Annotated in this window: 25 protein-coding genes; 1 reads left to right on the forward strand and 24 read right to left on the reverse strand. The window is 33.8% G+C overall.

What is annotated here, in order from left to right; all coding sequences use genetic code 11:
* Positions 1–1,145, forward strand: a 1,145-nt coding sequence (locus CN692_RS24760) for a transposase (protein WP_098121797.1), incomplete at its 5' end; no start/stop codon positions are given.
* Between the two features lie 242 nt (positions 1,146–1,387).
* On the opposite strand, the gene mtnN is transcribed toward CN692_RS24760, so the two are convergent.
* The 24 genes from mtnN to CN692_RS24880 all read right to left on the reverse strand — a co-directional run bounded on the left by mtnN (position 1,388) and on the right by CN692_RS24880 (position 24,473).
* The gene (gene mtnN / locus CN692_RS24765) at positions 1,388–2,080 is read right to left on the reverse strand and encodes a 5'-methylthioadenosine/S-adenosylhomocysteine nucleosidase (RefSeq protein ID WP_098121798.1); all 693 of its coding nucleotides are present in this window, start codon (positions 2,078–2,080) and stop codon (positions 1,388–1,390) included.
* 84 nt (positions 2,081–2,164) lie between these two features.
* A complete protein-coding gene (locus CN692_RS24770; RefSeq protein WP_098121799.1) occupies positions 2,165–2,761 on the reverse strand; it encodes a YrrS family protein in 597 nt (198 codons plus the stop codon).
* A gap of 65 nt (positions 2,762–2,826) precedes the next feature.
* Positions 2,827–4,587: a peptidoglycan D,D-transpeptidase FtsI family protein gene (locus CN692_RS24775; RefSeq protein WP_179874550.1), complete on the reverse strand. Its 1,761-nt coding sequence runs from the start codon at positions 4,585–4,587 to the stop codon at positions 2,827–2,829.
* 72 nt (positions 4,588–4,659) lie between these two features.
* The gene (gene greA, locus CN692_RS24780; RefSeq protein ID WP_098121801.1) at positions 4,660–5,136 is read right to left on the reverse strand and encodes a transcription elongation factor GreA; all 477 of its coding nucleotides are present in this window, start codon (positions 5,134–5,136) and stop codon (positions 4,660–4,662) included.
* A gap of 209 nt (positions 5,137–5,345) precedes the next feature.
* A complete protein-coding gene (gene udk / locus CN692_RS24785; protein ID WP_098121802.1) occupies positions 5,346–5,981 on the reverse strand; it encodes a uridine kinase in 636 nt (211 codons plus the stop codon).
* Positions 5,982–6,001: 20 nt separating this feature from the next.
* The gene (locus CN692_RS24790) at positions 6,002–7,279 is read right to left on the reverse strand and encodes a peptidase U32 family protein (RefSeq protein WP_098121803.1); all 1,278 of its coding nucleotides are present in this window, start codon (positions 7,277–7,279) and stop codon (positions 6,002–6,004) included.
* Positions 7,280–7,373: 94 nt separating this feature from the next.
* The gene (locus CN692_RS24795) at positions 7,374–8,306 is read right to left on the reverse strand and encodes a peptidase U32 family protein (protein ID WP_098121804.1); all 933 of its coding nucleotides are present in this window, start codon (positions 8,304–8,306) and stop codon (positions 7,374–7,376) included.
* Complete coding sequence (locus CN692_RS24800; protein ID WP_098121805.1) at positions 8,293–8,958, reverse strand: O-methyltransferase; 666 nt, start codon at positions 8,956–8,958, stop codon at positions 8,293–8,295. The genes CN692_RS24795 and CN692_RS24800 overlap by 14 nt, the downstream gene beginning before the upstream one ends.
* A 232-nt stretch (positions 8,959–9,190) precedes the next feature.
* A complete protein-coding gene (gene mltG, locus CN692_RS24805; protein ID WP_098121806.1) occupies positions 9,191–10,285 on the reverse strand; it encodes an endolytic transglycosylase MltG in 1,095 nt (364 codons plus the stop codon).
* A 121-nt stretch (positions 10,286–10,406) separates the two neighbouring features.
* Complete coding sequence (locus CN692_RS24810) at positions 10,407–10,697, reverse strand: DUF1292 domain-containing protein (protein ID WP_056472710.1); 291 nt, start codon at positions 10,695–10,697, stop codon at positions 10,407–10,409.
* Between the two features lie 96 nt (positions 10,698–10,793).
* The gene (gene ruvX, locus CN692_RS24815) at positions 10,794–11,210 is read right to left on the reverse strand and encodes a Holliday junction resolvase RuvX (protein ID WP_098121807.1); all 417 of its coding nucleotides are present in this window, start codon (positions 11,208–11,210) and stop codon (positions 10,794–10,796) included.
* Between the two features lie 3 nt (positions 11,211–11,213).
* Positions 11,214–11,480: an IreB family regulatory phosphoprotein gene (locus CN692_RS24820; protein WP_056472706.1), complete on the reverse strand. Its 267-nt coding sequence runs from the start codon at positions 11,478–11,480 to the stop codon at positions 11,214–11,216.
* A gap of 114 nt (positions 11,481–11,594) precedes the next feature.
* Positions 11,595–14,246: an alanine--tRNA ligase gene (alaS, locus tag CN692_RS24825; protein WP_098121808.1), complete on the reverse strand. Its 2,652-nt coding sequence runs from the start codon at positions 14,244–14,246 to the stop codon at positions 11,595–11,597.
* A 366-nt stretch (positions 14,247–14,612) separates the two neighbouring features.
* A complete protein-coding gene (locus tag CN692_RS24830) occupies positions 14,613–15,680 on the reverse strand; it encodes an AI-2E family transporter (protein WP_098121809.1) in 1,068 nt (355 codons plus the stop codon).
* Between the two features lie 805 nt (positions 15,681–16,485).
* Positions 16,486–16,620, reverse strand: a complete 135-nt coding sequence (locus CN692_RS24835; RefSeq protein WP_098121810.1) for a DUF3918 family protein — start codon at positions 16,618–16,620, stop codon at positions 16,486–16,488.
* Between the two features lie 13 nt (positions 16,621–16,633).
* Positions 16,634–16,822 (reverse strand): hypothetical protein, encoded by a 189-nt coding sequence (locus CN692_RS24840; protein ID WP_098121811.1) that lies wholly within the window; start codon positions 16,820–16,822, stop codon positions 16,634–16,636.
* A 112-nt stretch (positions 16,823–16,934) separates the two neighbouring features.
* Positions 16,935–19,292: an SF1B family DNA helicase RecD2 gene (gene recD2, locus CN692_RS24845; RefSeq protein ID WP_098121812.1), complete on the reverse strand. Its 2,358-nt coding sequence runs from the start codon at positions 19,290–19,292 to the stop codon at positions 16,935–16,937.
* Positions 19,293–19,326: 34 nt separating this feature from the next.
* Entirely contained in the window at positions 19,327–19,986 is a 660-nt protein-coding gene (locus CN692_RS24850) for a tetratricopeptide repeat protein (protein WP_098121813.1), read from the reverse strand.
* Positions 19,987–20,192: 206 nt separating this feature from the next.
* Positions 20,193–21,311 (reverse strand): tRNA 2-thiouridine(34) synthase MnmA, encoded by a 1,119-nt coding sequence (mnmA, locus tag CN692_RS24855; RefSeq protein WP_098121814.1) that lies wholly within the window; start codon positions 21,309–21,311, stop codon positions 20,193–20,195.
* A 28-nt stretch (positions 21,312–21,339) separates the two neighbouring features.
* Positions 21,340–22,485, reverse strand: a complete 1,146-nt coding sequence (locus CN692_RS24860) for a cysteine desulfurase family protein (protein WP_098121815.1) — start codon at positions 22,483–22,485, stop codon at positions 21,340–21,342.
* A gap of 187 nt (positions 22,486–22,672) precedes the next feature.
* Entirely contained in the window at positions 22,673–23,089 is a 417-nt protein-coding gene (cymR, locus tag CN692_RS24865) for a cysteine metabolism transcriptional regulator CymR (protein WP_098121816.1), read from the reverse strand.
* 421 nt (positions 23,090–23,510) lie between these two features.
* A complete protein-coding gene (locus CN692_RS24870) occupies positions 23,511–23,801 on the reverse strand; it encodes a hypothetical protein (protein WP_098121817.1) in 291 nt (96 codons plus the stop codon).
* An 84-nt stretch (positions 23,802–23,885) separates the two neighbouring features.
* Positions 23,886–24,098, reverse strand: coding sequence for a hypothetical protein (locus CN692_RS24875; protein WP_098121818.1), 213 nt, complete (start codon positions 24,096–24,098; stop codon positions 23,886–23,888).
* A 42-nt stretch (positions 24,099–24,140) separates the two neighbouring features.
* Complete coding sequence (locus CN692_RS24880; RefSeq protein ID WP_172447414.1) at positions 24,141–24,473, reverse strand: DUF4257 domain-containing protein; 333 nt, start codon at positions 24,471–24,473, stop codon at positions 24,141–24,143.
* Between the last annotated feature and the right edge of the window lie 70 nt (positions 24,474–24,543).

Genomic DNA, 24,543 nt, shown 5'->3' on the forward strand with positions numbered 1-24,543 from the left:
TAACGAAATTTCGTAAGCTTCGTCTAAAAGATGTTGAATTATTAGACATGCTGATCAATAAAACAGTCGAAATCGCACTCGAAAAAGAACTAATCAATAGTACTTCCATTATAGTGGATGCAACTCATACAAGAGCACGATTTAATCAAAAGTCACCAAAAGAATTTTTAATGGAGAAATCTAAACTCCTTCGAAGATCTGTCTATCAAATCAACGAGGGAATGAAAGAAAAATTTCCTCAAAAGCCAACAACTGATGACATTGTTGAAGAACTTGCCTATTGTGAAAAAGTCATTCAAGTTGTTGAAAAAGAAGAAGCGATTCGTGAATATCCGAAAGTAAAAGAAAAACTGAACTATCTAAAAGAAATTGTAGAAGATTACGAAGGTAACCTTGAATTTTCACAGGATCCAGACGCAAGAATTGGTCACAAATCAGCTGATACCTCATTCTTTGGTTATAAAACACATATTGCGATGAACGAAGAGCGTCTTATTACAGCTGCATTGGTTACTACTGGTGAAAAAAATGATGGAAAATACCTACAAACATTAATTGAAAAAAGCCGTGGAACAGGAATGCAAATTGATACAGTCATTGGTGATACAGCCTATTCAGAGATTGATAATCTTCAATACGCAAATAAAAATGAGTTACAATTAGTTTCGAAATTAAACCCAACGATTACACATGGAACACGTAAAAAAGAAGACGAATTTCAATACAATAAGGATGCGGAGATGTACGTTTGTAAGGCAGGTCATATGGCAATTCGAAAAAGAAGACTAGAAAGAAAAAATCAGAAAAAAAATCCACGTGATATGTATTACTTTGATATTGAAAAGTGTAAAAAATGTGCCTTTAAAGATGGATGTTATAAAGAAGGTGCCAAAAGTAAAACGTATAGTGTAACAATTAAATCAACTGAACACAAAGAACATGCACAATTTCAAGAGAGCGAATATTTCAAGGAGAAATCGAAAGAACGCTATAAAATTGAAGCAAAAAATAGTGAATTAAAACACAGACACGGGTACAATGTAGCAAATTCCTCGGGTCTATTAGGATTGGAAATGCAAGGGGCAATGGCCATATTCGCAGTTAATTTAAAACGAATACTGACCTTAATGAAGGAAGAAAAATAGAAGTTTATAAAGGAAAAGGCGATTTTCCGCATATTGATAACAGTAAATAAAATTGACTGTTTTTCAGTGGCCTCGGCTTGCCGAGGAGGCTCAGGTCTCGCCCCATGGAAAGCGAGGAATCCTGTAGTGGAAATCAACTACATACAACTTCCTTTACGTTGAAAAATATTACGCCTTAATTGACAAACTCATTTTTCAACAAAAAAAGAAAGATGCCTATAAAGACATCCTTCCTAACAGAATTATAAAGCTTTAATCATTTCCTCTACCATTAATGTTGAATTTACTGCTGCAGTATGAATGAATTGATCAAATGAAATATCTGATTCTTTACCCGCAATATCTGATAATGCACGCGTTACAACAAACGGTACTTTAAAGGCATAACAAACTTGAGCTATTGCAGCTGCTTCCATTTCTACAGCATGAAGGTCACCAAATTTTCCTTTTACGTACTCAACTCTAACAGGATCGTTCATAAATGAGTCACCAGTTACGATTAGTCCTTCAACAACTTGAATTCCACTAATCTTTTCAGCACATTTTTTAGCAATAGACTTTAATTTTTCATCTGATGGGAATGCTGCTGGCATACCTGGAACTTGACCGTATTCATAATTAAATGCAGTTACGTCTACGTCATGATGACGCACTTCTGTTGAGATAACAACGTCACCAACATTTAAGTCAGTATGAAGTCCACCAGCAGAACCTGTATTAATTACAACGTCTGGCTGATATTTTTCTAAAAGAATTGCAGTTGCCATTGCTGCATTAACTTTACCGATTCCAGACTTTAATAAAATTACTTGTTTACCTTCATATGTACCAATATTATATTCTGAACCTGCAATTTCTTCTTTTTTCAGGTTATCTAATTTATCACGTAATACATGTACTTCTTCTTCCATTGCTCCAATAATAGCTATTTTCATTCTTTTATTCCCTACTTTCTATCAAACTTTAATCATTTTAACATATACAGACATACCTTTCATCTTTCAGAATGAAACCCGTATTTAATACTTTAAAGCCTTTACTTCCTGGACTAGTATCGGGAGCCATCCTTCTTTTTCAACCCAGTGTAAGTAAACGACATATTTATAGCTTAAGTCATTTGTGGCTATATATACTTTTATACTTTGAAGATCGTATCCTTTACCGAGATGCCACACGGAGAAATCTTCTTTTGTTAAAGAAGTGGCTTTTGAAACTGCTTCTTCCATTTCGTAGAAGTCTTGAGATTTATAACTATACCGAACTATATGCGGTTCAATTTGCTTCGTTATATTAGGCTTCCATTCTTTCACAGTCGACTCGATTATATTTTCATCATTTACTGAATCTCGAATAATCTCATTTACTTTTTCGCGATATTTGGCTTGATAAGGATTCGGTATATCCGTCATTTGCTTTGGTTCTTGGACTGATGTAGTTAGCTCAGCTTTTGCAGTTTTAGGCTCCATTTTTTCTTGCTTAATGATTGGTAGCGCAATTTTTATCCCTAAATAGATAATTCCAAAAAGAAGTGGAATAAGTAGTAAACGGTAAAAATAATTCCCTCTTCGCACACTTCTTAACTTTTGGACCCTTCTGTTTGTTTCAATCGAAGACATTGACAAAATCCTCCAAAAACAACTAATTTTCCCTATTTTATCATAGAGTTAATTAAGAAAAAAAGTTATTTAGTGTGGCTTTTATCAAAGTTATAAATAGATTTCACTAAATTTGTAACAGTATCAGACGTAGATGTGACTTCGTTAGAAACATTTAAACTAACTACTGCAAATGCATATCTTGGTTTGTCATATGGAAAATATCCCGCGAACCATTTGTTTTGTTCGACTATTTTACCATCGACTACTTTTGTTTCTGCAGTACCACTTTTACCCGCTAATGTATACGGTAAACTAGCATATCTACTTCCAGTTCCTTTAACATCCGTTACTACTCCTCTTAATAGCTCTCTTAATTTTTCCATTGAATCTGGAGCTAAATAATCATCTGCCAATGTTTGATCTGGGAATTTAAACATTTCCGTACCATTTTTATATAACACGGAATCTACAACTTTTACTTGTTTTGGACTTCCGCCACGTGCTATTGTCGCCATCATATTGGCTACTGCAAGAGGTGAAACTTTCACATCCTGCTGTCCAATGGATGAATTTAAGAGTTTATCACTTAAATTGTTTCCTACAAAATAAGTTGGTTTTCCCTCATTTTGAAATTGACTAAAACTAGCCTCGTGATAAACCGAACCTGTCCAACCTACGGGGCCATCTAAGCCTAGCTTTTTAGCATAAGTTTGAAACATATCTTTATTTTTTAAAGTTAATTGCTTTCCTAATTGTCCAAATGTGTAATTACAGCTTTCATAAAAGCTTTGTTGGAAGTTTAAATTACCTTTTCTTTTTTTCTCTTCGTCTTCGTATTTCCCAACTAGATTATTATTACAATTAAACATTTGATTATCTTTCACAATTCCTTGATCAATCGCAGCAGCCGCTACTACTGTTTTAAAAACAGATCCAGGAGTACTAGCTAATAATGCATAATTCGTTGCTGTATTGTCATTTTGAGAAAATAAATTTTGGAAATCCATAGTAGGTCGACTTACCATAGCTAATAATTTGTTTGTCTTCACGTCAATTAGTACCGCTGCACCTTTTTTAAGTTTAGCTTGGTCAACGGTTTGTTCTAGTATTTGCTGTAAATTCTTATCCAGTGTTGTAGAAAGGGAAACTGGATAAAAGGGGTTACTTGGCTTGGCATACTTTACTTCATTTCCGAACATTGGTTTACCTAAATTGTCTACATGAAGCATTAGATTAGATGTGCCATCAGATTTTAGGAAATCTTCAAACTGAGCTTCTAACCCAATTACTCCAAATTCCTTAGGTTTATAATCTCGATCACTCTCATACTGCTTTTCATATTGTTCTTTATTTTCTCTTGCAATTCCTATTAAATGCTCTGCTAACTGTTTATCGTCTTTATCTTGTGACAGCATTGAAATTAAACCAGAAACATGTAAATTATTGATTTCGTCAATTTCTTCAGATGTTAATGTCTTCTTAATCCCATCCAGTGTAAAAGGTTCTTTTTTATCATTAAACTGTTTTTTTATATTTGTAACCGATACTCCTGTGATTTGAGATAATTTTTCAATCGGCCAATTAATAGTTTTTAAAAAGGGAAATAATATAACTTTTGGGGTATAGGCTGCGCTTAATAGTTTTCCATTACGGTCCAGTATTTTTCCACGACCATTATCAATTCGAAATTGAAAAGTCCTTTGAGCAACGCTTCGTTCAATTAAGTTTACCTTCTGTGGCCCAAAATCCTTTTGATTAAGTACACCTATATCTAAACATCTGTATAGGATTAAAGAAAATAATAACGTAAATATAATTAAAATGGCTTTTATCCGTCTATGCATAAAAAAACACCTCATCTACAGTGTAGACGGGGTGTTCTCTTTTCAAACTATTAAATTGTTAAACAAATCAAATTATTTAACAGCAGTAATTCTCACTTGCATATCTCCACCTGGAGTACTAACAGTTACTTCTTCACCAACTGTTTTACCTAATAGGCTTCTAGCAATTGGTGAATCGTTTGAAATTTTACCTTCAAATGGGTCAGCCTCAGCACTACCTACGATTGTGTAAGTTTCTTCGTCACCAGCTGGTAATTCTAAGAAAGTTACAGATTTACCTAAAGTTACTGTATCTGATGCTTCGTTGCTTTCAGTAATAATTTCAGCATTACGAATCATATTTTCTAAAGTTGTAATACGCCCCTCAACAAATGCTTGCTCATCTTTTGCAGCATCGTATTCAGAGTTCTCAGAAAGGTCACCGAAACTACGAGCGATTTTAATACGCTCTACTACTTCAGCACGCTTTACTGTTTTTAAGTTTTCTAATTCTTGTTCTAATTTTTGCTTCCCAGCTAAAGTCATAGGGAATTTTTTTTCGTTAGCCATTTTTGTACACTCCTTTTAGTATCCACCGTTTCTTTATGTAGAACTTCTAAATATATGTTTATACAATGGTTGTACAAACAGTGTATGAGAATAATTAATGAAACATTCAAGTTTTGAAAACGCATTCTTTTATATAGAAAGATGAAGAAGTTTATGCTTCTCCATCTTTCCAAAATTATTTTTAGGAATTATTCTCTCATATGAAGGTATTATAATACACTTACTCTTTCAAGTATAGTCTGAATTTTTGTAGCCATTAAATCAATAGCCACAAAGTTCTGACCGCCTTCGGGTATAATAATGTCGGCGAATTTTTTTGATGGTTCACAGAATTGATTATGCATAGGTCGTACAACATTTACATATTGATCCACTACAGAATCAACTGTTCTTCCACGTTCTTTTATATCTCGTTGTATTCTACGAAGGATTCGTAAGTCAGCATCCGTATCTACGAATATTTTTATATCCATTAAGTCACGTAAACGCTCGTCTTCTAATACTAGAATACCTTCTAAAATGATAACTTCTTTTGGCTCTACAGGGATTGTTTCTGAAGATCTTGTATGAATTGTATAGTCATATACAGGTTTCTCAATTGCTTTATATTGCAATAATTCTTTGATATGCTCAATAAACAAATCATTATCAAATGCTAATGGATGGTCATAATTTGTTTTTAATCTTTCTTCCATTGGCAAATGAGTTTGGTCTCTATAATAAGAATCTTGCTGTATCATTAAAATTGAATGACCTTTAAATTGATCATAGATTGCTTTTGTTACAGAAGTTTTACCAGAGCCAGTCCCTCCGGCAATTCCAATTACAATGGGCTTATTCCCCATACTTCAATCCCTCTTTCTTATCAAACTAACTTTTTTCTCATCATGTTGTAAGGATATACTTTTTGATCTACTTTAATTTTTATAATTTCTAATGGGTGTCTTGCAGCATCTACTTCTGTACCTTCTTCATTCACAATTACACCAACTGTTTGTTTGAAGTTTTCGATTTCTGGACCAAAGAATTCAATTTGATCACCTGGTTTAAAGTAGTTACGTTGTTGGATTGTTGCGATTCCTGTTTGCTCATCATAGTCTAATACAAGACCTGCAAAATCATACGTTGTTTTTTTGCTATGATTTCCATACATTTGTTCTTTCATTCCTGGGAACCCTTCAAAGAATGAAGAAGCAGTGTCACGATTAGCACATTTATCTAGTTCTTCAACCCACTCTTCTTTGAATTCAAAGTTATCAGGGTCAGCACAATATGCATCAATTATTTTACGGTAAACAGATACAACTGTTGCCACATAATGAATTGATTTCATACGACCTTCAATTTTTAAACTATCTACACCAATTTCAATAAACTTAGGAATTGAACGTAATAAATTTAAATCTTTAGGGCTCATTGCAAATGGAGAATCTTCTTCAGCAAATAAAGCATTTTCCATTGAATCTGGGTTCTGAGACTCAGTTTGAACTAAATCATAGTCCCAACGACAAGATTGACAGCATCCACCACGGTTTGAATCACGTGCAGTCATATGATTACTTAAAGTACAACGACCAGAGTATGCAATACACATTGCTCCGTGAATAAATGTTTCGATTTCAACGTCTACTTTTTCTTTAATCTCTTTAATTTCCTCATAGCTTGTCTCACGTGCTAATACTAATCTGTGTAAACCTTCTTCTTTCCAGTATTGTGCAGCACGATAGTTTGATAAAGATTGTTGTGTACTTAAATGTACTTCTAGTTTAGGAGCAGCCTCTTTACATGTTTCAATAATATAAGGGTCAGCTACGATAATACCTGTAACTCCTGCTGCTTCAATTCCTTGCAAATACTCAACTAATCCGTCCATGTTTTCGTTATGAGCAAAAATATTTGTTGTTACATAAATTTTCGCATTAAATTTATTTGCAAATTCTACCCCTTCAGCCATATCTTCTAAAGAGAAGTTATCTGCATTCGAACGTAAACCAAATTCTCTACCACCAATAAATACAGCATCTGCGCCATATCTTACTGCAATTTTTAATTTCTCTAAATTACCAGCTGGTGCTAATAGCTCAGGTTTTTTCACGATCACACGTTTGCCATCAACTATTTTATCTAATTGTCCAATTGCCATCATTTATCCTCCTCTTTAATACAGGATTGTGAGCCCAGAATTCTAAAACTCTTACAAATCCAGTTTTCTCTACCTTACCTGTTCAAAAGCTCTATTAATAAACTGTTTCCTTGAAGAAGAATCCTGCGTCCAGTGGTCTGTTTACTGGCTGGATTGCCTCAATTTTATCGAAAAGTTCGTCTTTGATTTCTTCATATGCTTCACGGTCATCTACACATAGGTCAATCGCTTGTCTGTATAATTTAGTTACTTCAACAATATATTCCGAAGATTTTAAGACACCGTCAATTTTGAATGAATCTATACCTGCATCAACTAATTCTTCTAGCTCATTAATAATACAAATATCGTTTGGACTCATAATATGAGTTCCGTTTTGATCTTCAAAAATCGGATATTTGTTATTCCGTTCATGGTCAACTAAGAACATATTTTCTTCATATTTCTTTTGTTGAATAATCTCTAAGTTTTTACCTTGGTATTCAAAATAATTACCTACTAGAGAACGTTTAGATTGGAACATACACGTCATTCCATGTACTTGTACTTCGATTTCTACATTCGCATTTTCTTTAATTTCAGCAACAGCTTCAAAGCTTAGTTCTCTAGCTAATACAGCACGTTTTGACCCACGTTTACCCCAGTAATTACATGTAAACCAGTTAGTTGCTGTTGTTTCTGTGTTCCAATGTAACTGCATGTTTGGTGCAATCTGACGTACCGACATAAGGACTGCTGGGTCACCAAAAACAATCGCATCAACATTTGCATCTCTTAAAAATGCAATGTAGTCTTCTATTTCATCAAGAATTTCATTATGGTATACGCCATTCATAGCTATATATACTTTTACATTTTTTTTATGTGCAATTTCTACTGCCTCTTTTACAGCTTCACGATTAAATTCACCCGCTAAGCGTAATCCAAAGCGTTGTTCACCAATAATAACTGCGTCTGCTCCAGCATCAGCTAATTTATCTATATCATTTAGGTTAGTTGGCGTAACTAATAATTCAGGCTTCATCATTATTAACTCCCCTTCTCTTACTAATAGCAACTCCATCACCAATCGGCATAATTGTTGAATCATACTTTGGGTGGTTCATTAGCCATTCATTGTAGTTTTGAATTCTTTTTATTAAAGCTTTCTTGCGTCGATTATCAACTAAATCCGCACTTTCAGCAACCTGACCTTTAAATAGTACATTATCCGATATAATAACACCTCTATCTGATAATAACGGCTCATATAATTCAAAGAATCGCTGATACTGAGCTTTAGCTGCGTCGATAAAAATAACATCAAATTGTCGATTGTCAGGCAATTTTTCTTTTAAAAGTAGAGCGTCCCCTTCTAAAAGTAGAATTCGATCACCGTAATCACTTCGACCAATAAACTCTTTTGCTTTTCGAATTCTTTCTGCATTTCGCTCCATTGTAACAATCTTTACATTTGGAAACTCTTTTGCCATTCGAATACTCGAGTAGCCAATTGCACTTCCAATTTCAAGTATTGAAGTTGGCTGTATTAAATAAAGTAAACCAAGCATAAATTCCATGCCTGCTTTATCCATAATTGGTACATGATGCTCCAATGCATATGTTTCCATTTCTTCTATAAAAGGTTCTCTATGTTTATAAAAATTCGCCAAGTATTGACGAACTAAAACGTCATTCATTGCTTATAAAGCCTCCAATAGAAATACAACCTTGTTTAAAACAAGGTGTAAGTAAAATTTCTGTGTATCTGAATTTTTTAGACCCGTAATATTCTAACATAAAAAAAAGACCCTTGGCTAGTACCAAGAATTGTTGCAACGCTTACACTATTTTTTGATTTACAAAATTCCTCAGTAGACTATTTGTACTACTGAGGAATTTAATATTTTGTATACAAGTATTTCCAATTTTTTATTTTATATGCTTTTCTTTTTCAGTATTGTGCTCTGCTAATGATTTAGTGAAGATTACTTTACCTGTTTTATCAGCTAGGAAATATAGATAATCTGATTTAGCAGGTTCAAGCGCAGCAACAATACTATCTACTCCAGCACTTGCGATTGGTCCAACCGGTAATCCTTTTACATAGTAAGTGTTATAAGGAGATTTAACTTCTAAATCTTTATATAATACACGTTGTTTATGTTTACCTAAAGCATATAAAACAGTTGGATCTGTTTGTAAAGGCATATTTACTTTCAGTCGATTGTAAAACACACTTGAAATCAACTTTCGATCTGTAGTACCTGTAGCTTCTTCCTCAATTAACGAAGCCATCGTTAAAGTTTGATGTGGTGTAAGCTTTTTGTTAGTCATTTCAACTTTATATTGATCTAAAATTTTCACTGTTTCATTTAACATTGGCGTAATAATTTGCTCTAAGCTTGGTGTGAAATCCCCATACATATAAGTCGAAGGGTACAAATATCCTTCTAGTGGATATCTAATTCCTTTTTTAAAGATTTCATTTGTTAATAATTGCGGAAACTTTTTTTGTAAACCTTGGATAAATGCTTTATCATTTAACTGTTTAAATACATTCGCTTCATCTAATTTAAATTCTTTTGCAATAATCGCAGCGATTTCCTTTAATTGAGATCCTTCCGGAATCATTAAATCCTTAACAGCTACTTGGTATTTCCCCCCTACTTGTAGGTGGTTTACAATTGTTGAGATTCCTTGATTTTCACTAAAATGATAGTTGCCTGATTTAAGACTAGCGTTGTTATGCAATTTCACATATAGTTTAAAAATTGTTGTATTTTTTATTAAGTTTTTCTTTTTGAAAATTGCTGCAATATTATCAACTGAGCTTCCTTCAGGAATTGTTACTAATTTAATTTGTTTATCGGATGCATTAACAGGTTTTAACATATATTTATATGTAGCAAAGCCTGCTCCAACTAAAACAATTAAAGCAATGATAAGATATGTAAAAATACGAATACCTCTGCCTTTTTTAGTTGAATTATTGAATCCATTTTGATTAAATTCATTATAAGTCAAGTTACCAACCTCCTTTTCCACGTTATAGTATACTACAAATAAGTGGTGAATCGGCAATTTTCTACATAAAAAAAATGCTAAACACCTTATAAGTGATTAGCATTTTTTAAATTCGAGAATATTATTCTCCTTCTTCTTCATCAAAGAAAGTATTTAATACTTCTTCAACCATTTCCCATTCTTCGTCAGATTCGATTGGATATAACTCTCCATCTTCACCGTCTTCTGCAGGAATGAAGCTAGAAGCATGATAGATTGGATCTCCATCTTCATCAAACTCTTGTCCTACTGGGCTGTAAATTACGTATGATTTACCATAGTCATCTGATTCAAAAGTCATAATAATATTACAAAGAATCTCATTACCTTCCTCATCGATGATTGTAATTTGTCTGTCTTCACCGTGTTCCATTTATATCACCTCTATTATTTTAATCCTTTTATGTACAAGTATAAAAGTGAATATGTGGAGTTTGCCCAGTAATCGGCCAAGCTCCACTCTTCTTTATCACTTTATACTATCTAAGTAGTTTTGTAAAATAACTACTGCTGCCATTTTATCGATTACTTGCTTTCTTTTCTTACGACTTACGTCAGCAGAAATTAGTAAACGTTCAGCAGCCATCGTTGAAAGTCTTTCATCCCATAGTATAACCGGAAGATTGAATTCTTCTTCAACCATTTTTCCAAAACGCTTGCAAGCTTCACCGCGTTCTCCAATACTTCCGTTCATATTTTTAGGTAAACCTACTATTATTTTTTCAACTTCGTAGCTGTCGATGATTTCTTTCAGTCGGTCTAGTCCAAATTTCTGACGTTCTTCGTTAATTCGAACTGTCTCAATGCCTTGAGCTGTCCAACCTAGAGCATCACTTACAGCTACACCAATTGTTTTAGTTCCTACATCTAACCCAAGTGCCCTCATTAATTATTCTCCACGATGTTGTTGTAAGTATGATTTAACTAGTTCTTCGATTATTTCATCGCGCTCTAGCTTTTTCATCATACTTCTTGCGTCATTATGACGAGGAATGTATGCAGGATCACCTGATAGTAAATATCCTACTATTTGATTGATTGGATTATAGCCTTTTTCTTGTAACGCGTCATGAACCTTTAACAAAACTTCATTAACTCGTATATCTTGACCTTCATCTTGCAAACTAAACTTCATCGTTTTATCAAATGAATCCATACAAAGCACCCCACTTATCCGTATATTTTTAGCTAATTACATTGTACCATTTTTATTGGACAGTTACGAATCAGCTAAAAATTTTTATTTCTGTTATTGTACACGATTTTTGTTTTATTTTGAAATCGTGTTCATCCATTTTTCAACAAAAGCAACAGCTTCGTCTAATTTTGCAGGATCTTTACCACCAGCTTGAGCCATATCTGGACGGCCTCCGCCTCCGCCGCCACAAATTGTAGCAGCTTCTTTAATTAGATTTCCTGCATGATATCCTTGGCCAACTAAATCTTTTGTAACACCAGCAATTAAGTTTACTTTTCCATCATTAGCAGATCCAAGTAATACAACAACAGATCCAATTTTATTTTTAAGATCGTCAACCATCGTACGGAGACTATTCATATCTGCTCCATTTACTTTAGCAGCAACGAATTTCACTCCATTTACTTCTTTCACACTATTACTAATATTTCCTGCTTCAATATTGCTTAATTTTGAAGAAAGTGATTCATTTTCTTTTTGTGATTGTTTTAAATCTGATTGTAAAGTTTCAATACGAGAAACAACGTCTTTTGTATTCGATTTTAATAGACTAGCTGCATCTTTTAATTGACCAATTTGTTCCTGCATATATTCATAAGCTGCTTTTCCTGTCACTGCCTCAATACGACGAGTACCTGCTCCAATACCTGATTCAGATACAATTTTAAACGTACCAATCGATGCTGTGTTATCAACATGGCAACCACCGCATAGCTCTAAACTATAATCTCCAACTTGTACAACTCTTACTACATCACCATATTTTTCTCCGAATAATGCCATTGCACCCATTGCTTTTGCTTCAGCAATTGCTTTTTCAGAAATTTGAACTGGGATACTTTCCCAAATTTTTTCGTTCACAATTTTTTCAATTGTTTCTAGTTCATCTGCAGTAACTTGACCAAAATGTGAGAAGTCAAAACGAAGACGCTCTTGGTTTACTAATGATCCAGCTTGGTTTACATGAGTCCCAAGTACATCTTTTAATGCTTGATGTAATAAGTGAGTAGCTGTATGGTTCTTTACGATACTTGAACGATTAGCTTTATTAATAGTTGAAGTAACTTTAGCACCTACTGATAGTGCACCTTCAACAACCTTTACACGATGTAAACTTTGTCCGTTAGGTGCCTTTTGTGTATCAAGAACCTCAACTTTTAAACCAGGAGCTGTTATCGTTCCACGGTCTGCAATTTGACCTCCACTTTCAGCGTAGAAAGGCGTTACATCAAGAATTAAATGAGCTTCCTCACCATTTGCTACATCTTCAACTCTTTCACCGTCTTGAACTAGAACAAGAACTGTAGATTCAACTGAGCCTTCGCTATACCCTACAAAAGATGAAGCTTCCTTAATTTCACGTAGTGCCTCACTCTGTACTTGCATTGAGTCTACATCTTGTCTTGCAGAACGAGCGCGTTCACGTTGTTTTTCCATTTCAACTTCGAAACCATCATGATCAACAGTTAATCCTTCTTCTTCTGCATATTCTTCTGTTAATTCAATAGGGAATCCGTATGTGTCATAAAGACGGAAAACATCTTCACCATTTATAACTGTACTTCCTTTAGCTTTCGCATCCTTCATTACATTTGTAAGAAGTGATAAGCCTTCATGTAAAGTTTCATGGAAACGCTCTTCTTCGTTTTTAATTACTTTTTGAATAAATGGCACCTTATCCATCACGTTTGGATAATAGCTTTCCATAATTTCTGCAACAACTGGTACAAGCTCAAACATGAATGGACGTTCAACGCCTAGTTTTTTAGCAAAACGTACAGCACGTCGAATTAATCTACGTAATACATATCCACGCCCTTCATTTGAAGGAAGTGCACCATCTGCAACAGCAAACGATACAGTACGAATATGGTCAGCAATTACTTTAAAAGCAGTATCTTTATCTAAATCACCATTGCGGTATTTTTCATTAGAGATTGTTTCAACTACATTGATAATTGGCATAAATAAATCAGTGTCAAAGTTTGTATCAACTTCTTGTAGTACGCTTGCCATACGCTCTAAGCCCATTCCAGTATCAATGTTCTTGCTCGGTAATTCAGGATATTCTTTACGGTCTAAACCATCTTTTGAATTAAATTGAGATAATACAATATTCCAAATTTCTAAATATCGATCATTCTCTAAATCTTCTTTTAATAATTTAATTCCAATGTTTTCAGGATCGTATTTTGTTCCACGATCATAGAAAATCTCTGTACATGGTCCGCATGGTCCTTCACCGATTTCCCAGAAGTTTCCTTCTAAAAGGATAATATGCTCTGGATCTAGCCCTAATTTAATCCATAAATCATAAGTTTCTTTATCTTCTGGGTATACAGTAACGTATAATTTTTCTTTTTCAAAACCAAACCAGTTAGATGAAGTTAATAACTCCCATCCCCATGTTACAGCGTCTTCACGGAAATAATCCCCGATTGAGAAGTTACCTAACATTTCAAAAAATGTATGGTGACGAGCTGTTATACCTACATTCTCAATATCATTTGTACGAATTGATTTTTGTGAATTTGTTATTCTTGGATTCTCAGGAATTACACGACCATCAAAATATTTTTTTAATGTCGCTACACCACTATTAATCCACAATAAAGTTGGATCTTCTACTGGTACTAAAGATGCACTTGGCTCTATAGAGTGACCTTTTTCTTTAAAGAAATCTAAGTACATTTGGCGAATTTGAGCAGCCGTTAGCTTTTTCATTGTATTAACCTCCATTTAGTAAATTTATCATGTTATAAAATGACTTAAAAAAACAAAAAAATCCCGTCCCTAAAACAGGGACGAGATGTACTCGCGATACCACCCTGATTATGAATAGAAAGCAAATTGCTTAGGCATTTACTGCCTCGATGTCTATTCATCACCTCAAGTGACCGTAACGTGGCCTGACGTCAGTGATTAGCTGCATTCAGGAGTAGCTTTTCTGTCACCCTTCATTAAAGTTTCTTTCAGCCTAGGAAACTTCTCTCTTTAGTAAATGCTTAAATGGTCTGTGACATACTTTTTCCTTCAAAATTTTGCAAATATAATTGTATGAAAAAATAGTATCATTGTAAAAAATGAAAGTCAAGTTGAGAGTCGCTCTTTTCTATTACTGAAATACCGTATAACAGAAATGACGACAACTAGTAATGGAACAGCAAGTAGTAATCCTACAAACCCAGCTACTTCACCTGCAACCAGGAGAGAAAACATGATGATTACCGGGTGAGTATGAATCGATTTTCCAATAATCAGTGGAGAAAGAACATTCCCTTCGATTAATTGTAAAATAATTAATATAATCCCTACTCTAATTAGTAAACTTGTACCTTCTGAAGCAGCTAAAAATAAAGTTGGTACAGCTCCAATAACTGGACCAAAATAAGGAATTATATCTGTTATGCCAATGATTACCCCTAACACTAGAGCATATTTCATTCGAACAATCCAAAGAAAAATTGTTGCTAAAACAAAAAGTAAAAAACAAACTAATATTTGACCGCGTATATATTTTCCAAATGTATTATCAAGTTCCTTTGCCATGCCTTTTGTTTCATAACGCCATTTATAAGGTATTATTTTCCATAACATATTCGTTAAAACCTTATAATCTTTTAAAAAGTAAAACACGATAAATGGAATAATAAAGAGCGAAATAATATTGTTTACTAATTGTTTCATCCATACCCCTGATTTATTCAATAAAGATAAACCAGATTTTTCAGCCCCATTAATCATTAAATCTATCCGATTGTGAAGAAAGATTGGCATTCTTGAAGTTTTCTTCTCAATTTTAGATAAAAACTGATCATATAATGCCATTACTTTTGGGAAAGATCGCAATATATCTTCCCATTGTTGTTTGAAGATTGGTAATAGCAAATATAATCCTAATAAACACCCTCCAAAAAATAAAAAATAAATAAGTAAAATTGCATAAACTCGTTTTAACCCTTTTCTATGAATGTATTCAATTGCTGGGTGCAATAAATAAGCAATGACTAGTCCAATCAAGAACGGTACCATCGACTTCAAAATACCAATCACAATGTGTAAGTAAACTGGTTTTAAATAATAAAATACAATTCCAACTAATCCTATTAATAAAATTAAACATAATCGATAAATCCACTTTAATTTTAACCCGTCCATAAAAAACCTCCATACTGATAATAGTATGGAGAATTTCAATCAATTTATGTGACTTTCAATAAAATTTGAAAAGTCTTTCCTCTTCCACCTCGATCTGAAATAGAACTTATCAATTTAATCCATAATTTTTTTCATGTAAGGGAAGCTATATGATGTTGATTTCCACTACAGGATTCTCGCTTTCCATGGGGCGAGACTGAGCCTCCTCGGCGTACGCCTAGGCCACTGAAAAAGTAAATTTTGGTTAAAAATTACTTTTTCGGAAAAATCAATTCCCATAAAAACCTAGTTTTTTATAGCTAAAGTGGGAATGATAATCTATTTTACATCCCATTTTAGAGATGAAAGTGGGGATGGGAAATTTAGGGAATTGAACATTTTCAAAAATCATCTAGTTTTTCAGCGGCCTCGCGTACGCCTACGGGGTCTCAGCCTTCCCGCATTTCCCATAGGAGTCGAGAACCCCTCCGTTCCAATCAACTTCTTCAAAATAAAAAAAGTATGAAATAAGAACCTTACTAATCCCCTTTGGTTAGAAAAAAGAGATTAAAATACTCGGTTATTCTGCTCATATCTGTAAATCGTCACTTTTAAACTAATAATTGAATTTGTTCAAACAATTAACATCTATAATTTATATTCTGAAAAAGAGCCATTACTAAAGAATGTTGTATTTCACAAACAAATTATCTTCAACAAAAAAGATTTACCATCAGATAAATCACCTAGTAACATTTTAACTATTGACTAATTTACATTTCAACAACAAAAAAGCACATGCCTATATAGACATGTGCCTCAAAAATTAAAGCATTTTTTTCAATGACTTTCTCATGCGTTTCATGTTTTTTGAAGAAAGCCATTTATTGTCGTACGCCAATTTCATCGCAAGTGCACCTGCACCCAAACCTAAACCTAATAAAGAGCTTTTTCTAGCCATTAATTAACCACTCCTACATACTAAGTTTTCGATCCTCATCGTCAAATAAATCATCTAACGAACTTAACGTACCATCTTCTTCAACTTGGTGGGTATAAATCATGCCTTTATTAATTGTTAGTTCAATATAGCAACCCCAACAGTAATATTGATTTACACCGATTTTCCCTAAGTCTTTACTATGACAATTTGGACAAATCACAACGCTCGCTCCCTTAGCCTAAAAAAGGCAATGTTTCTAAGCATTGTGACCAAATTTTCATAAAAATATACGTTAGTACAGGAATCGTCTTGCACTATATATTCTTAGTCAATTACATGAAATCATAAGGTGAAAGATTTGGTAATTCATCTGAAAGCTGAAATGGCAAATCATTATCTAACTGTACTTCACCATTTTCAATGCCTTTTAATTTCATACATAGTGTAGTTTGTCTTTGTCCATCATCCGTTCGACCGATTCCTTGAATAAATGCATCTTGTTCACCACATATAATTAAGAATTTTTTACTTCTTGTCACTGCCGTGTATATTAAATTTCTTCGTAGCATTCGATAATAACTTTTTACAATCGGAAGCACAATAATATCAAATTCACTACCTTGTGACTTATGGATTGAGCAACAATAAGCAAGTGTTAATTGAGAAAAATCTGGTCTAGTATAGGTCACTTCATTTCCATCAAATGAAACGATTATAATGTCCTGTTGCTCTACATTTTCTTTAGCGAAAAATATATTAACGATCTCACCCATATCACCATTAAAAACATTGTTTTCAGGGACATTTACGAGTTGGAGTACTTTATCACCTGTACGGTAAGTTGTATCTCCAAAATGCATTTCACGCTGTTTTTCTCTTTTAGGGTTAAACACCTCTTGCAACCCAACATTTAGCGCATCAATTCCAGCTGGACCGCGATACATCGGTGCTAGCACTTGAATATCTCTTACAGGAAAACCTTTTTTATTGGCATTTTCACACACCTTTTTGACGACTTCAACAACTTGTTGACTTGAACAACCGATAAACGAACGATCTTTTCTTTGCTCAAATAAATCCTCGGAAATTGTTCCATCTTTTATATAATGTGCAAGTGTAATAATCGAGGAATCTTCTGATTGACGGTAAATGTCTTTCAATCTCACTGTTGGAACTGTCCCAGAGTTTAATAAATCCTTTAATACTTGACCTGGACCAACTGACGGTAATTGATCTTCATCCCCTACAAAGATCACTTGGCAGCCTTCTGGGATACTTTTCAACAGTTGATTCCCTAACCAAACATCAACCATTGAAAACTCATCAATGATCAGTAATTTTCCATTTAAAGGATTGTCCTCGTGATGGCTAAATTCGCCTTCTCTTGTCCAACCAAGCAAACGATGAATTGTAACTGCTGGTAATCCTGTTGCTTCGCTCATGCGTTTTGCAGCTCTACCAGTAGGCGCAGCAAGCAAATATGGGAATGGATCATCTTTCGGATACGAATGCTGGTCTAACGATAGATCATGAATTTTCGAAAAAAGATTAACGATTCCTTTAATAACTGTCGTTTTTCCTGTCCCTGGCCCACCAGTTAAAACCATCATCGCTGACTCCATCGCCTTTTTAATTGCTTCTGCTTGCGAAGGTGCATATTTCACTTTCATCTTTGCTTCAAGTTCTTCAAGCTCTTTTACAAATCTTGATTCAGTCATTTCACCTAAATCTGGAGCACTGCTTAATAATTTTTGGATTGCATTCACGATCCCTTTTTCTGCGTAATAAAGCGCAGCTAAATAAATCCGCTCGTCTTCCATTACTAGTTTGCCGTCTGCTACTAAACGTTTCATTTCCCGAGAAATGTCGAGTGCTTCGACAAGCTCTTTATCTTGTTTCATTAGTAATTGTCTAGTTTCGTCAATAAACTGGTCTTGTGTAATATAAACATGACCTTCTTGCATCGATAAATGCTCTAATATATATATACAACCCGCTCGTATTCGATCAGGATGATTTCCAGTAATTCCGATTGCTCGACCAATTTCATCTGCTCTTCCAAAACCAATTCCATCTACATCTTCAATCAACTTAAATGGATTTGTTCGTATAACATCTAGAGTTGATTCATTATAAGTCTTATAAATTTTAATCGATAAGCCTGTACCTATACCGTAGCTACTTAGAAAGCTTATTACTTTTTCAAGGCCTTGATGAGATAAAATGGTCTCATAAATTTCTTTAGCTTTTGCTTTTGCCAGCCCGGGAACACCTTCTAAGCTATCAGATTTATCTAAAATTTTATTAATTGCACCTTCACCTAGATGATCAACAATTTTTTCGGCCGTTTTCTTTCCAATTCCTTTAAACAAATCTGATGATAAATATTGGATAACACCTTTTTTAGTAGATGGAAGCTCTTTTTCAAACGATGAAATCTGAAATTGTTTACCATACCTTGGATGGTCTTTTAGAATCCCTTTAAATGTATATGACTCATCTTCATTCATTCTTGGAATATTTCCAGTAATAGTCATTTCCTGTTCACAATTTGATAAATTTGTATCGACCACTTTTACCTTTGCAACAGTATAAAAATTTTCTGCATTATAAAAGATGATTGTTGTGACATTTCCTTTAATATAAGGTGTCTCATCAACAAACAATTCCATTTCACTTTGCGTTTGCATTTCTCCACCTCCCAAGCTTTAAAACTAAAGTAACTTATTCTTCTTCTTTATTTTCAATCACTTTTAATGCATGCATTGCAAGCATGTGATCATCTTGATTTTCAATCGCTTTATTAAAATGATCTTTAGCAATTTCAACATGATCATTAAACATCGCAATGATACCTAAATTGTAGTGTGCATCAGCATGATGTTCATCTAATTGTAATACCTTTTCTAAATTTACTTTTGCTTCATCTAACATTTCTAATTTTGCTAAAGTAAGACCATATTGGAATAGTGCATCTACGTCTTTTTCGTCTAGCTCAATCGCTCGTTGAAAAAATGGAAGTGCAAAACGATCATCTCCATTATTTAAACAGCATAATCCAATCATAAAATGTACATCACTATCATTCATGCCAAGTTTCACACAATGTTGAAAATGATTTTTTGCTAAATCAAACTTTCCATCCTCAAAATACACTGTTCCGACAGCGTAGTGTGCAGCTGCTAGTTCTGGATCAATTTCTAAAGCTTTTTCAAAAAAGCGACAAGCTCGTTCTACATCGCCCATTGATAGTAAAAGCTGACCAAAATTAACATATGCTAATGAGTTAGTAGGATTTTCTTCTATTTCTTTCGTTAAAAAATTAGCTGCAACTTCTAAGTTTCCTTCTTGAAGGGCTGCAACTCCGCGTTCAAAATTATTCATGTATAACACCTCTATGTATTTTCTTTCAATTATTTTATCTTTTAATCATAACTACTAAGTTTATGAAATAACCAAATCTTTCTATTTAACACTATCACACCAATGAATACATTTCAAAGGAACGTTTCTTCAATTTTGTTATAGTATTTTATTTACTTTTCCCTAAAATAAAACAACCCCAACCATCCTTGGCTGGGGTAAATAGATTATCTTAAGTAAGTTAATTCCTCACCATCGATAAATGCACGATCAATCGTTCCTCCACCTAAACAGTCTGTTCCATCATAGAATACAACTGCTTGTCCTGGAGTGATTGCACGAATTTTTTCATGGCAAAGAATTCTTACTGAGTTATCGTCTAAAATATGCACTGTTACTTCGTTATCTTCTGAGCGATAACGGAATTTAGCAGTACATGTAAATGGACCTTCTTTTGGCATTTCTGAAGTCCAACTAATATCAGAAGCAAGTACTTCATTACTATAAAGTAACTCATTGTGAAAACCTTGTTCAACTAATAAAACATTATTTTCTAAGTCTTTTCCTACTACAAACCAAGGGTCGCCATTCCCACCAATTCCAAGGCCATGACGTTGTCCAATTGTATAGTACATTAGTCCATCATGTTTCCCTTTAACTTCCCCGCTCATCGTTCTCATTTCGCCAGGTTGAGCAGGTAAATAATTACTTAGAAATTCTTTAAAGTTACGCTCACCAATAAAGCAAATTCCAGTGCTGTCTTTTTTCTTAGCTGTCGCTAAATCTGCTTCCTCAGCAATTTTACGAATTTCAGGCTTTAAATAACCTCCAAGTGGAAACATAACTTTAGAAAGTTGTTCTTGGCCAAGCTGATTTAGGAAATACGTTTGATCTTTATTGCTATCAATTCCTCGTAACATTTTAAATTCACCGTCACGATATTCAACGCCAGCATAGTGACCAGTTGCTACATAATCCGCTCCAAGTTCCATTGCATGTTCAAGAAAGGCTTTAAATTTGATTTCTTTATTACACATTACATCAGGGTTTGGTGTTCTACCTTTTTTATATTCATCTAAAAAATAAGTAAACACTTTATCCCAATATTGCTTTTCAAAGTTCACTGCATAATACGGAATTCCGATTTGATTACAAACTGCAATTACATCTTCATAATCTTCAGTTGCTGTACATACGCCAAATTCATCTGTGTCATCCCAGTTTTTCATGAAAATCCCGATGACATCATACCCTTGTTGCTTCAATAAATATGCCGTCACAGATGAATCTACACCACCTGACATTCCAACTACTACGCGAGTGTCTTTTGGATCTTTTTTATTCATCAATATTATCCTCTCGCATTTAAAAAATTTATATTTTAACTAATCGTTTTACAATTGAAGATACGCGTTCTCCAACTAAACGAATTTGTTCGTCTGTATTACCATAACCAAAGCTAAAACGTACCGAAGAACGTATTTTTGGTGAATCAATTCCAAACATTTCAACTAAAACATGTGATGGATCAATACTACCGGCTGTACAAGCAGATCCACTTGATGCTGCTACACCTGATAAATCAAGATTTACCAAAAATGATTCAATTGAAATATCATCAAAAGATAAGTTTAACACATGCGGTGCAAAAAACGTCTCATTTCCATTTTTTTCAAAGTGAATGCCATTTTCTTTTAGAACATTCATTAAGATTTCTTGAAAACGTAAATAGCTTTCTACCCGTTGTTCTCTTTCAATATGAATTAATTCAGCAGCTTTAGCTAGCCCAACAATACCAGGAACATTTTCTGTACCAGCACGACGTTTTCGCTCCTGCTGTCCACCAAATTGCAATTGTGTAAAGATTGCATTTTCGCTTATATATAAAAATCCTACACCTTTAGGACCATTTATTTTATGTGAAGAAATTGATAAAAAGTCTACACCAAGTTCTTCAACATTTATCGGAATCAAGCCATAAGCTTGGACTGCATCAGCATGAAAATGAGCTTTATGATTTCTAAGAAGCTCACCAATTTCCTTGATTGGCTGTACTGTTCCGACTTCATTATTAACCATCATAATCGATACTAAAATAGTATCCTCACGTAGTGCCGCCTTTACAGATTCGATCTTCACACGACCTGTTTCATCAACTGGTAAATACGTTACCTCAAAGCCTTCCTTTTCAAGAGCCTGACATGTATGTAATATAGCATGATGCTCAATACTTGAGGTAATAATGTGCTTACCATATTTTTGATTTGCATATGCAACTCCACGCACAGCAAGATTATCACTTTCTGTTCCACCGCTTGTAAAAATAATTTCGTTAGCTTTTGCTCCTATACTATTAGCACAAACCATGCGCGCGGTATCAATTTTTTGACGAGCTTGTCGTCCAAAAGAATGAATACTCGATGGGTTTCCAAAAGTTTCTTGCATTTCTACAACCATCTTTTCGATTACTTCTGGATGCATCGGAGAAGTCGCAGCATGATCTACATAAATACGTTCCATTTTTATTAAATCCTTTCTTTATGAAGCGTACAGTACATGAGTTGGGAAATCTCGGAAAAAGAGGTTAGGATTTAACTAATTTCCTTTTCCGAGCATTTCATCCACATTTTTAATAAGCACTTGCCGCCTCAAACACTTCTTTCATAAAAGTTACATTTCTTAACATGCAACAATACAATAAACGAGCTTAAATATAAAACATATATCCATTCAAATCATCAGATTCTAACTTAGCTAAATCTTCAAGAGTAGTATGGTCCAAAACTTCATTGATCGCTTTTTGAACACGAGACCATAGCTCTCTTTGGGCAGGATTTTCATCTTCAATATTTTCGATCGGTGATAATGAGCCTTCAAGCGCAGTAATAACTTCTCCCGCTGAGATTTCATTTGGTTCTTTTGTTAAAATATACCCGCCATATGCACCTCGAATACTCTTAACTAATCCCGCATTACGTAATAATGAAATAATTTGCTCTAAATAATGCTCAGAAAGATTCTGTGCTTTTGCAATACTCTTAAGCGAAATTGGTTTATCACAATATCTTTTCGCTAATTCAATCATAACTGTTAGTCCATATCTTCCCTTAGTTGAAATCTTCATGAATTCACTCCGTTCAATAAACTGTATCTCTTATTTTTATCTGTTTTATCCTATTTTTAAACTGTAGTAATACAATTATTGTACACTATTTATACTATAAATTCACATGTCAGGGAAAAAACACACCTAATCCAATTGGAAAAGTATAATATCTATCTTAAAAATCGTATATAAATATGTTTTAGTTTTTCTGATTAACAAAGATTAAATTTTTAAATTTACTCCTCCATTGTTGTAAATAATCTGTATTATTTGAAGCGAATTGGAACAAAAACAAACGAAACACAGACATAAACTTTGATGGTACTACAGATGCTTAAGACTTTAAATTACTATTAAAAGAAAATGATTATGTGTTAAATATACCAAGCCCAGTTCAAGAGATGTATGGACAAACAATTAAAGCAAAACTTGGTGTTAACTAAAAAAAACTGGAACTCTTTTTATAGAGTTCCAGTTTTTTCATGGCTAATGTTTTAGTAAGCTGTGCGCTTTTTATCCCTGCTTTTATAGACCATTCCACAATGAAACCAAAAGCAAAACCAAAGTTAATTGGGTTCAATGAACCACCAATAGTAAATCCGCCATTTGTGGTTTCCTCAAAATTAAACCATTTTAAAGATTCGATGTTAAACAAATTACCACACACGTAAAATACAGTAGTTGTAACGATAAATACAATTATTGGAATCCAAAAAATTTTCCTTTTCACTCAGATACCTCTTTTATTAGAATTAATGTAAATTAATAGAAAGGCAATTCATTTTTCATTATAATTATAGCGATAATATTTTTCTTAACTTTTCAACTTTCCAGCCCGAACGAATTGAGCTGTTGCTGCTTTTTCATCGAAATCTTCAACATTTTTTCTAAAATCTTTTATGTTATTTAAAAAATTTAAGATGTTGAATTCGATGCTTTTTATTTCGTATTCAGTATCAGCATTTAATAAGTCCTCTAATAAATCTAAATAAATCGCTTTCTCTTCAGGTGTTAGCACTAACCTCATTACATGCCTCCTTCATTTCAGCTAAGAATATTATTGAAACTACTATACTATTTGCTTCGAAATATTATGCAGCGAACTTACCCTTTCCCGTTCAGTGTTAAGTGCCCTACTTAAAAGAAAGCTCTGTGATGAGAGGCCAGCTAATATACAGTATCCAATTACCATACGCATATCTTTTAACATGTTCTCTGGTATAAATAAAGAAACAAATAATGTCGAGGCTGTTGCTCCAAATAAAATATCCGCAAGAAATCCTAAATAAAAGCCTTTCTTTCTTCTCACCGGGAGCATAATCGTACCTTTGTTAAACAGGATGTGAAAAATAAATCCGGTCACTCCACCAATGACGATCGCCAAGACATAGAGCTTAACCATGTTCATCCTCCATTCTTAATTTTAGGTACAAAAAAAATTCCTACTTTCGTTTCGAATATAACTTAATCGA

The sequence above is a fragment of the Bacillus sp. AFS002410 genome (assembly GCF_002556365.1).
Taxonomy (GTDB): Bacteria; Bacillota; Bacilli; order Bacillales; family Bacillaceae_G; genus Gottfriedia.

Bases quoted from the DNA above. Each gene is read 5' to 3' on its own strand.
- CN692_RS24770 (WP_098121799.1), bottom strand. From the start codon at position 2,761: ATGTCTTCGATTGAAACAAACAGAAGGGTCCAAAAGTTAAGAAGTGTG.
- cymR (WP_098121816.1), bottom strand. From the start codon at position 23,089: ATGAAGATTTCAACTAAGGGAAGATATGGACTAACAGTTATGATTGAA.
- alaS (WP_098121808.1), bottom strand. From the start codon at position 14,246: ATGAAAAAGCTAACGGCTGCTCAAATTCGCCAAATGTACTTAGATTTC.
- CN692_RS24820 (WP_056472706.1), bottom strand. From the start codon at position 11,480: ATGGATTCATTTGATAAAACGATGAAGTTTAGTTTGCAAGATGAAGGT.
- CN692_RS24835 (WP_098121810.1), bottom strand. From the start codon at position 16,620: ATGGCTAGAAAAAGCTCTTTATTAGGTTTAGGTTTGGGTGCAGGTGCA.
- CN692_RS24800 (WP_098121805.1), bottom strand. From the start codon at position 8,958: ATGAATGACGTTTTAGTTCGTCAATACTTGGCGAATTTTTATAAACAT.
- ruvX (WP_098121807.1), bottom strand. From the start codon at position 11,210: ATGAGGGCACTTGGGTTAGATGTAGGAACTAAAACAATTGGTGTAGCT.
- mtnN (WP_098121798.1), bottom strand. From the start codon at position 2,080: ATGAAAATAGCTATTATTGGAGCAATGGAAGAAGAAGTACATGTATTA.
- CN692_RS24830 (WP_098121809.1), bottom strand. From the start codon at position 15,680: ATGGACGGGTTAAAATTAAAGTGGATTTATCGATTATGTTTAATTTTA.
- CN692_RS24880 (WP_172447414.1), bottom strand. From the start codon at position 24,473: ATGGTTAAGCTCTATGTCTTGGCGATCGTCATTGGTGGAGTGACCGGA.
- CN692_RS24795 (WP_098121804.1), bottom strand. From the start codon at position 8,306: ATGATGAAGCCTGAATTATTAGTTACGCCAACTAACCTAAATGATATA.
- CN692_RS24850 (WP_098121813.1), bottom strand. From the start codon at position 19,986: ATGAATAATTTTGAACGCGGAGTTGCAGCCCTTCAAGAAGGAAACTTA.
- CN692_RS24775 (WP_179874550.1), bottom strand. From the start codon at position 4,587: ATGCATAGACGGATAAAAGCCATTTTAATTATATTTACGTTATTATTT.
- recD2 (WP_098121812.1), bottom strand. From the start codon at position 19,292: ATGCAAACGCAAAGTGAAATGGAATTGTTTGTTGATGAGACACCTTAT.
- CN692_RS24790 (WP_098121803.1), bottom strand. From the start codon at position 7,279: ATGGCAATTGGACAATTAGATAAAATAGTTGATGGCAAACGTGTGATC.
- mnmA (WP_098121814.1), bottom strand. From the start codon at position 21,311: ATGAATAAAAAAGATCCAAAAGACACTCGCGTAGTAGTTGGAATGTCA.
- greA (WP_098121801.1), bottom strand. From the start codon at position 5,136: ATGGCTAACGAAAAAAAATTCCCTATGACTTTAGCTGGGAAGCAAAAA.
- CN692_RS24810 (WP_056472710.1), bottom strand. From the start codon at position 10,697: ATGGAACACGGTGAAGACAGACAAATTACAATCATCGATGAGGAAGGT.
- CN692_RS24875 (WP_098121818.1), bottom strand. From the start codon at position 24,098: ATGAGGTTAGTGCTAACACCTGAAGAGAAAGCGATTTATTTAGATTTA.
- CN692_RS24860 (WP_098121815.1), bottom strand. From the start codon at position 22,485: ATGGAACGTATTTATGTAGATCATGCTGCGACTTCTCCGATGCATCCA.
- udk (WP_098121802.1), bottom strand. From the start codon at position 5,981: ATGGGGAATAAGCCCATTGTAATTGGAATTGCCGGAGGGACTGGCTCT.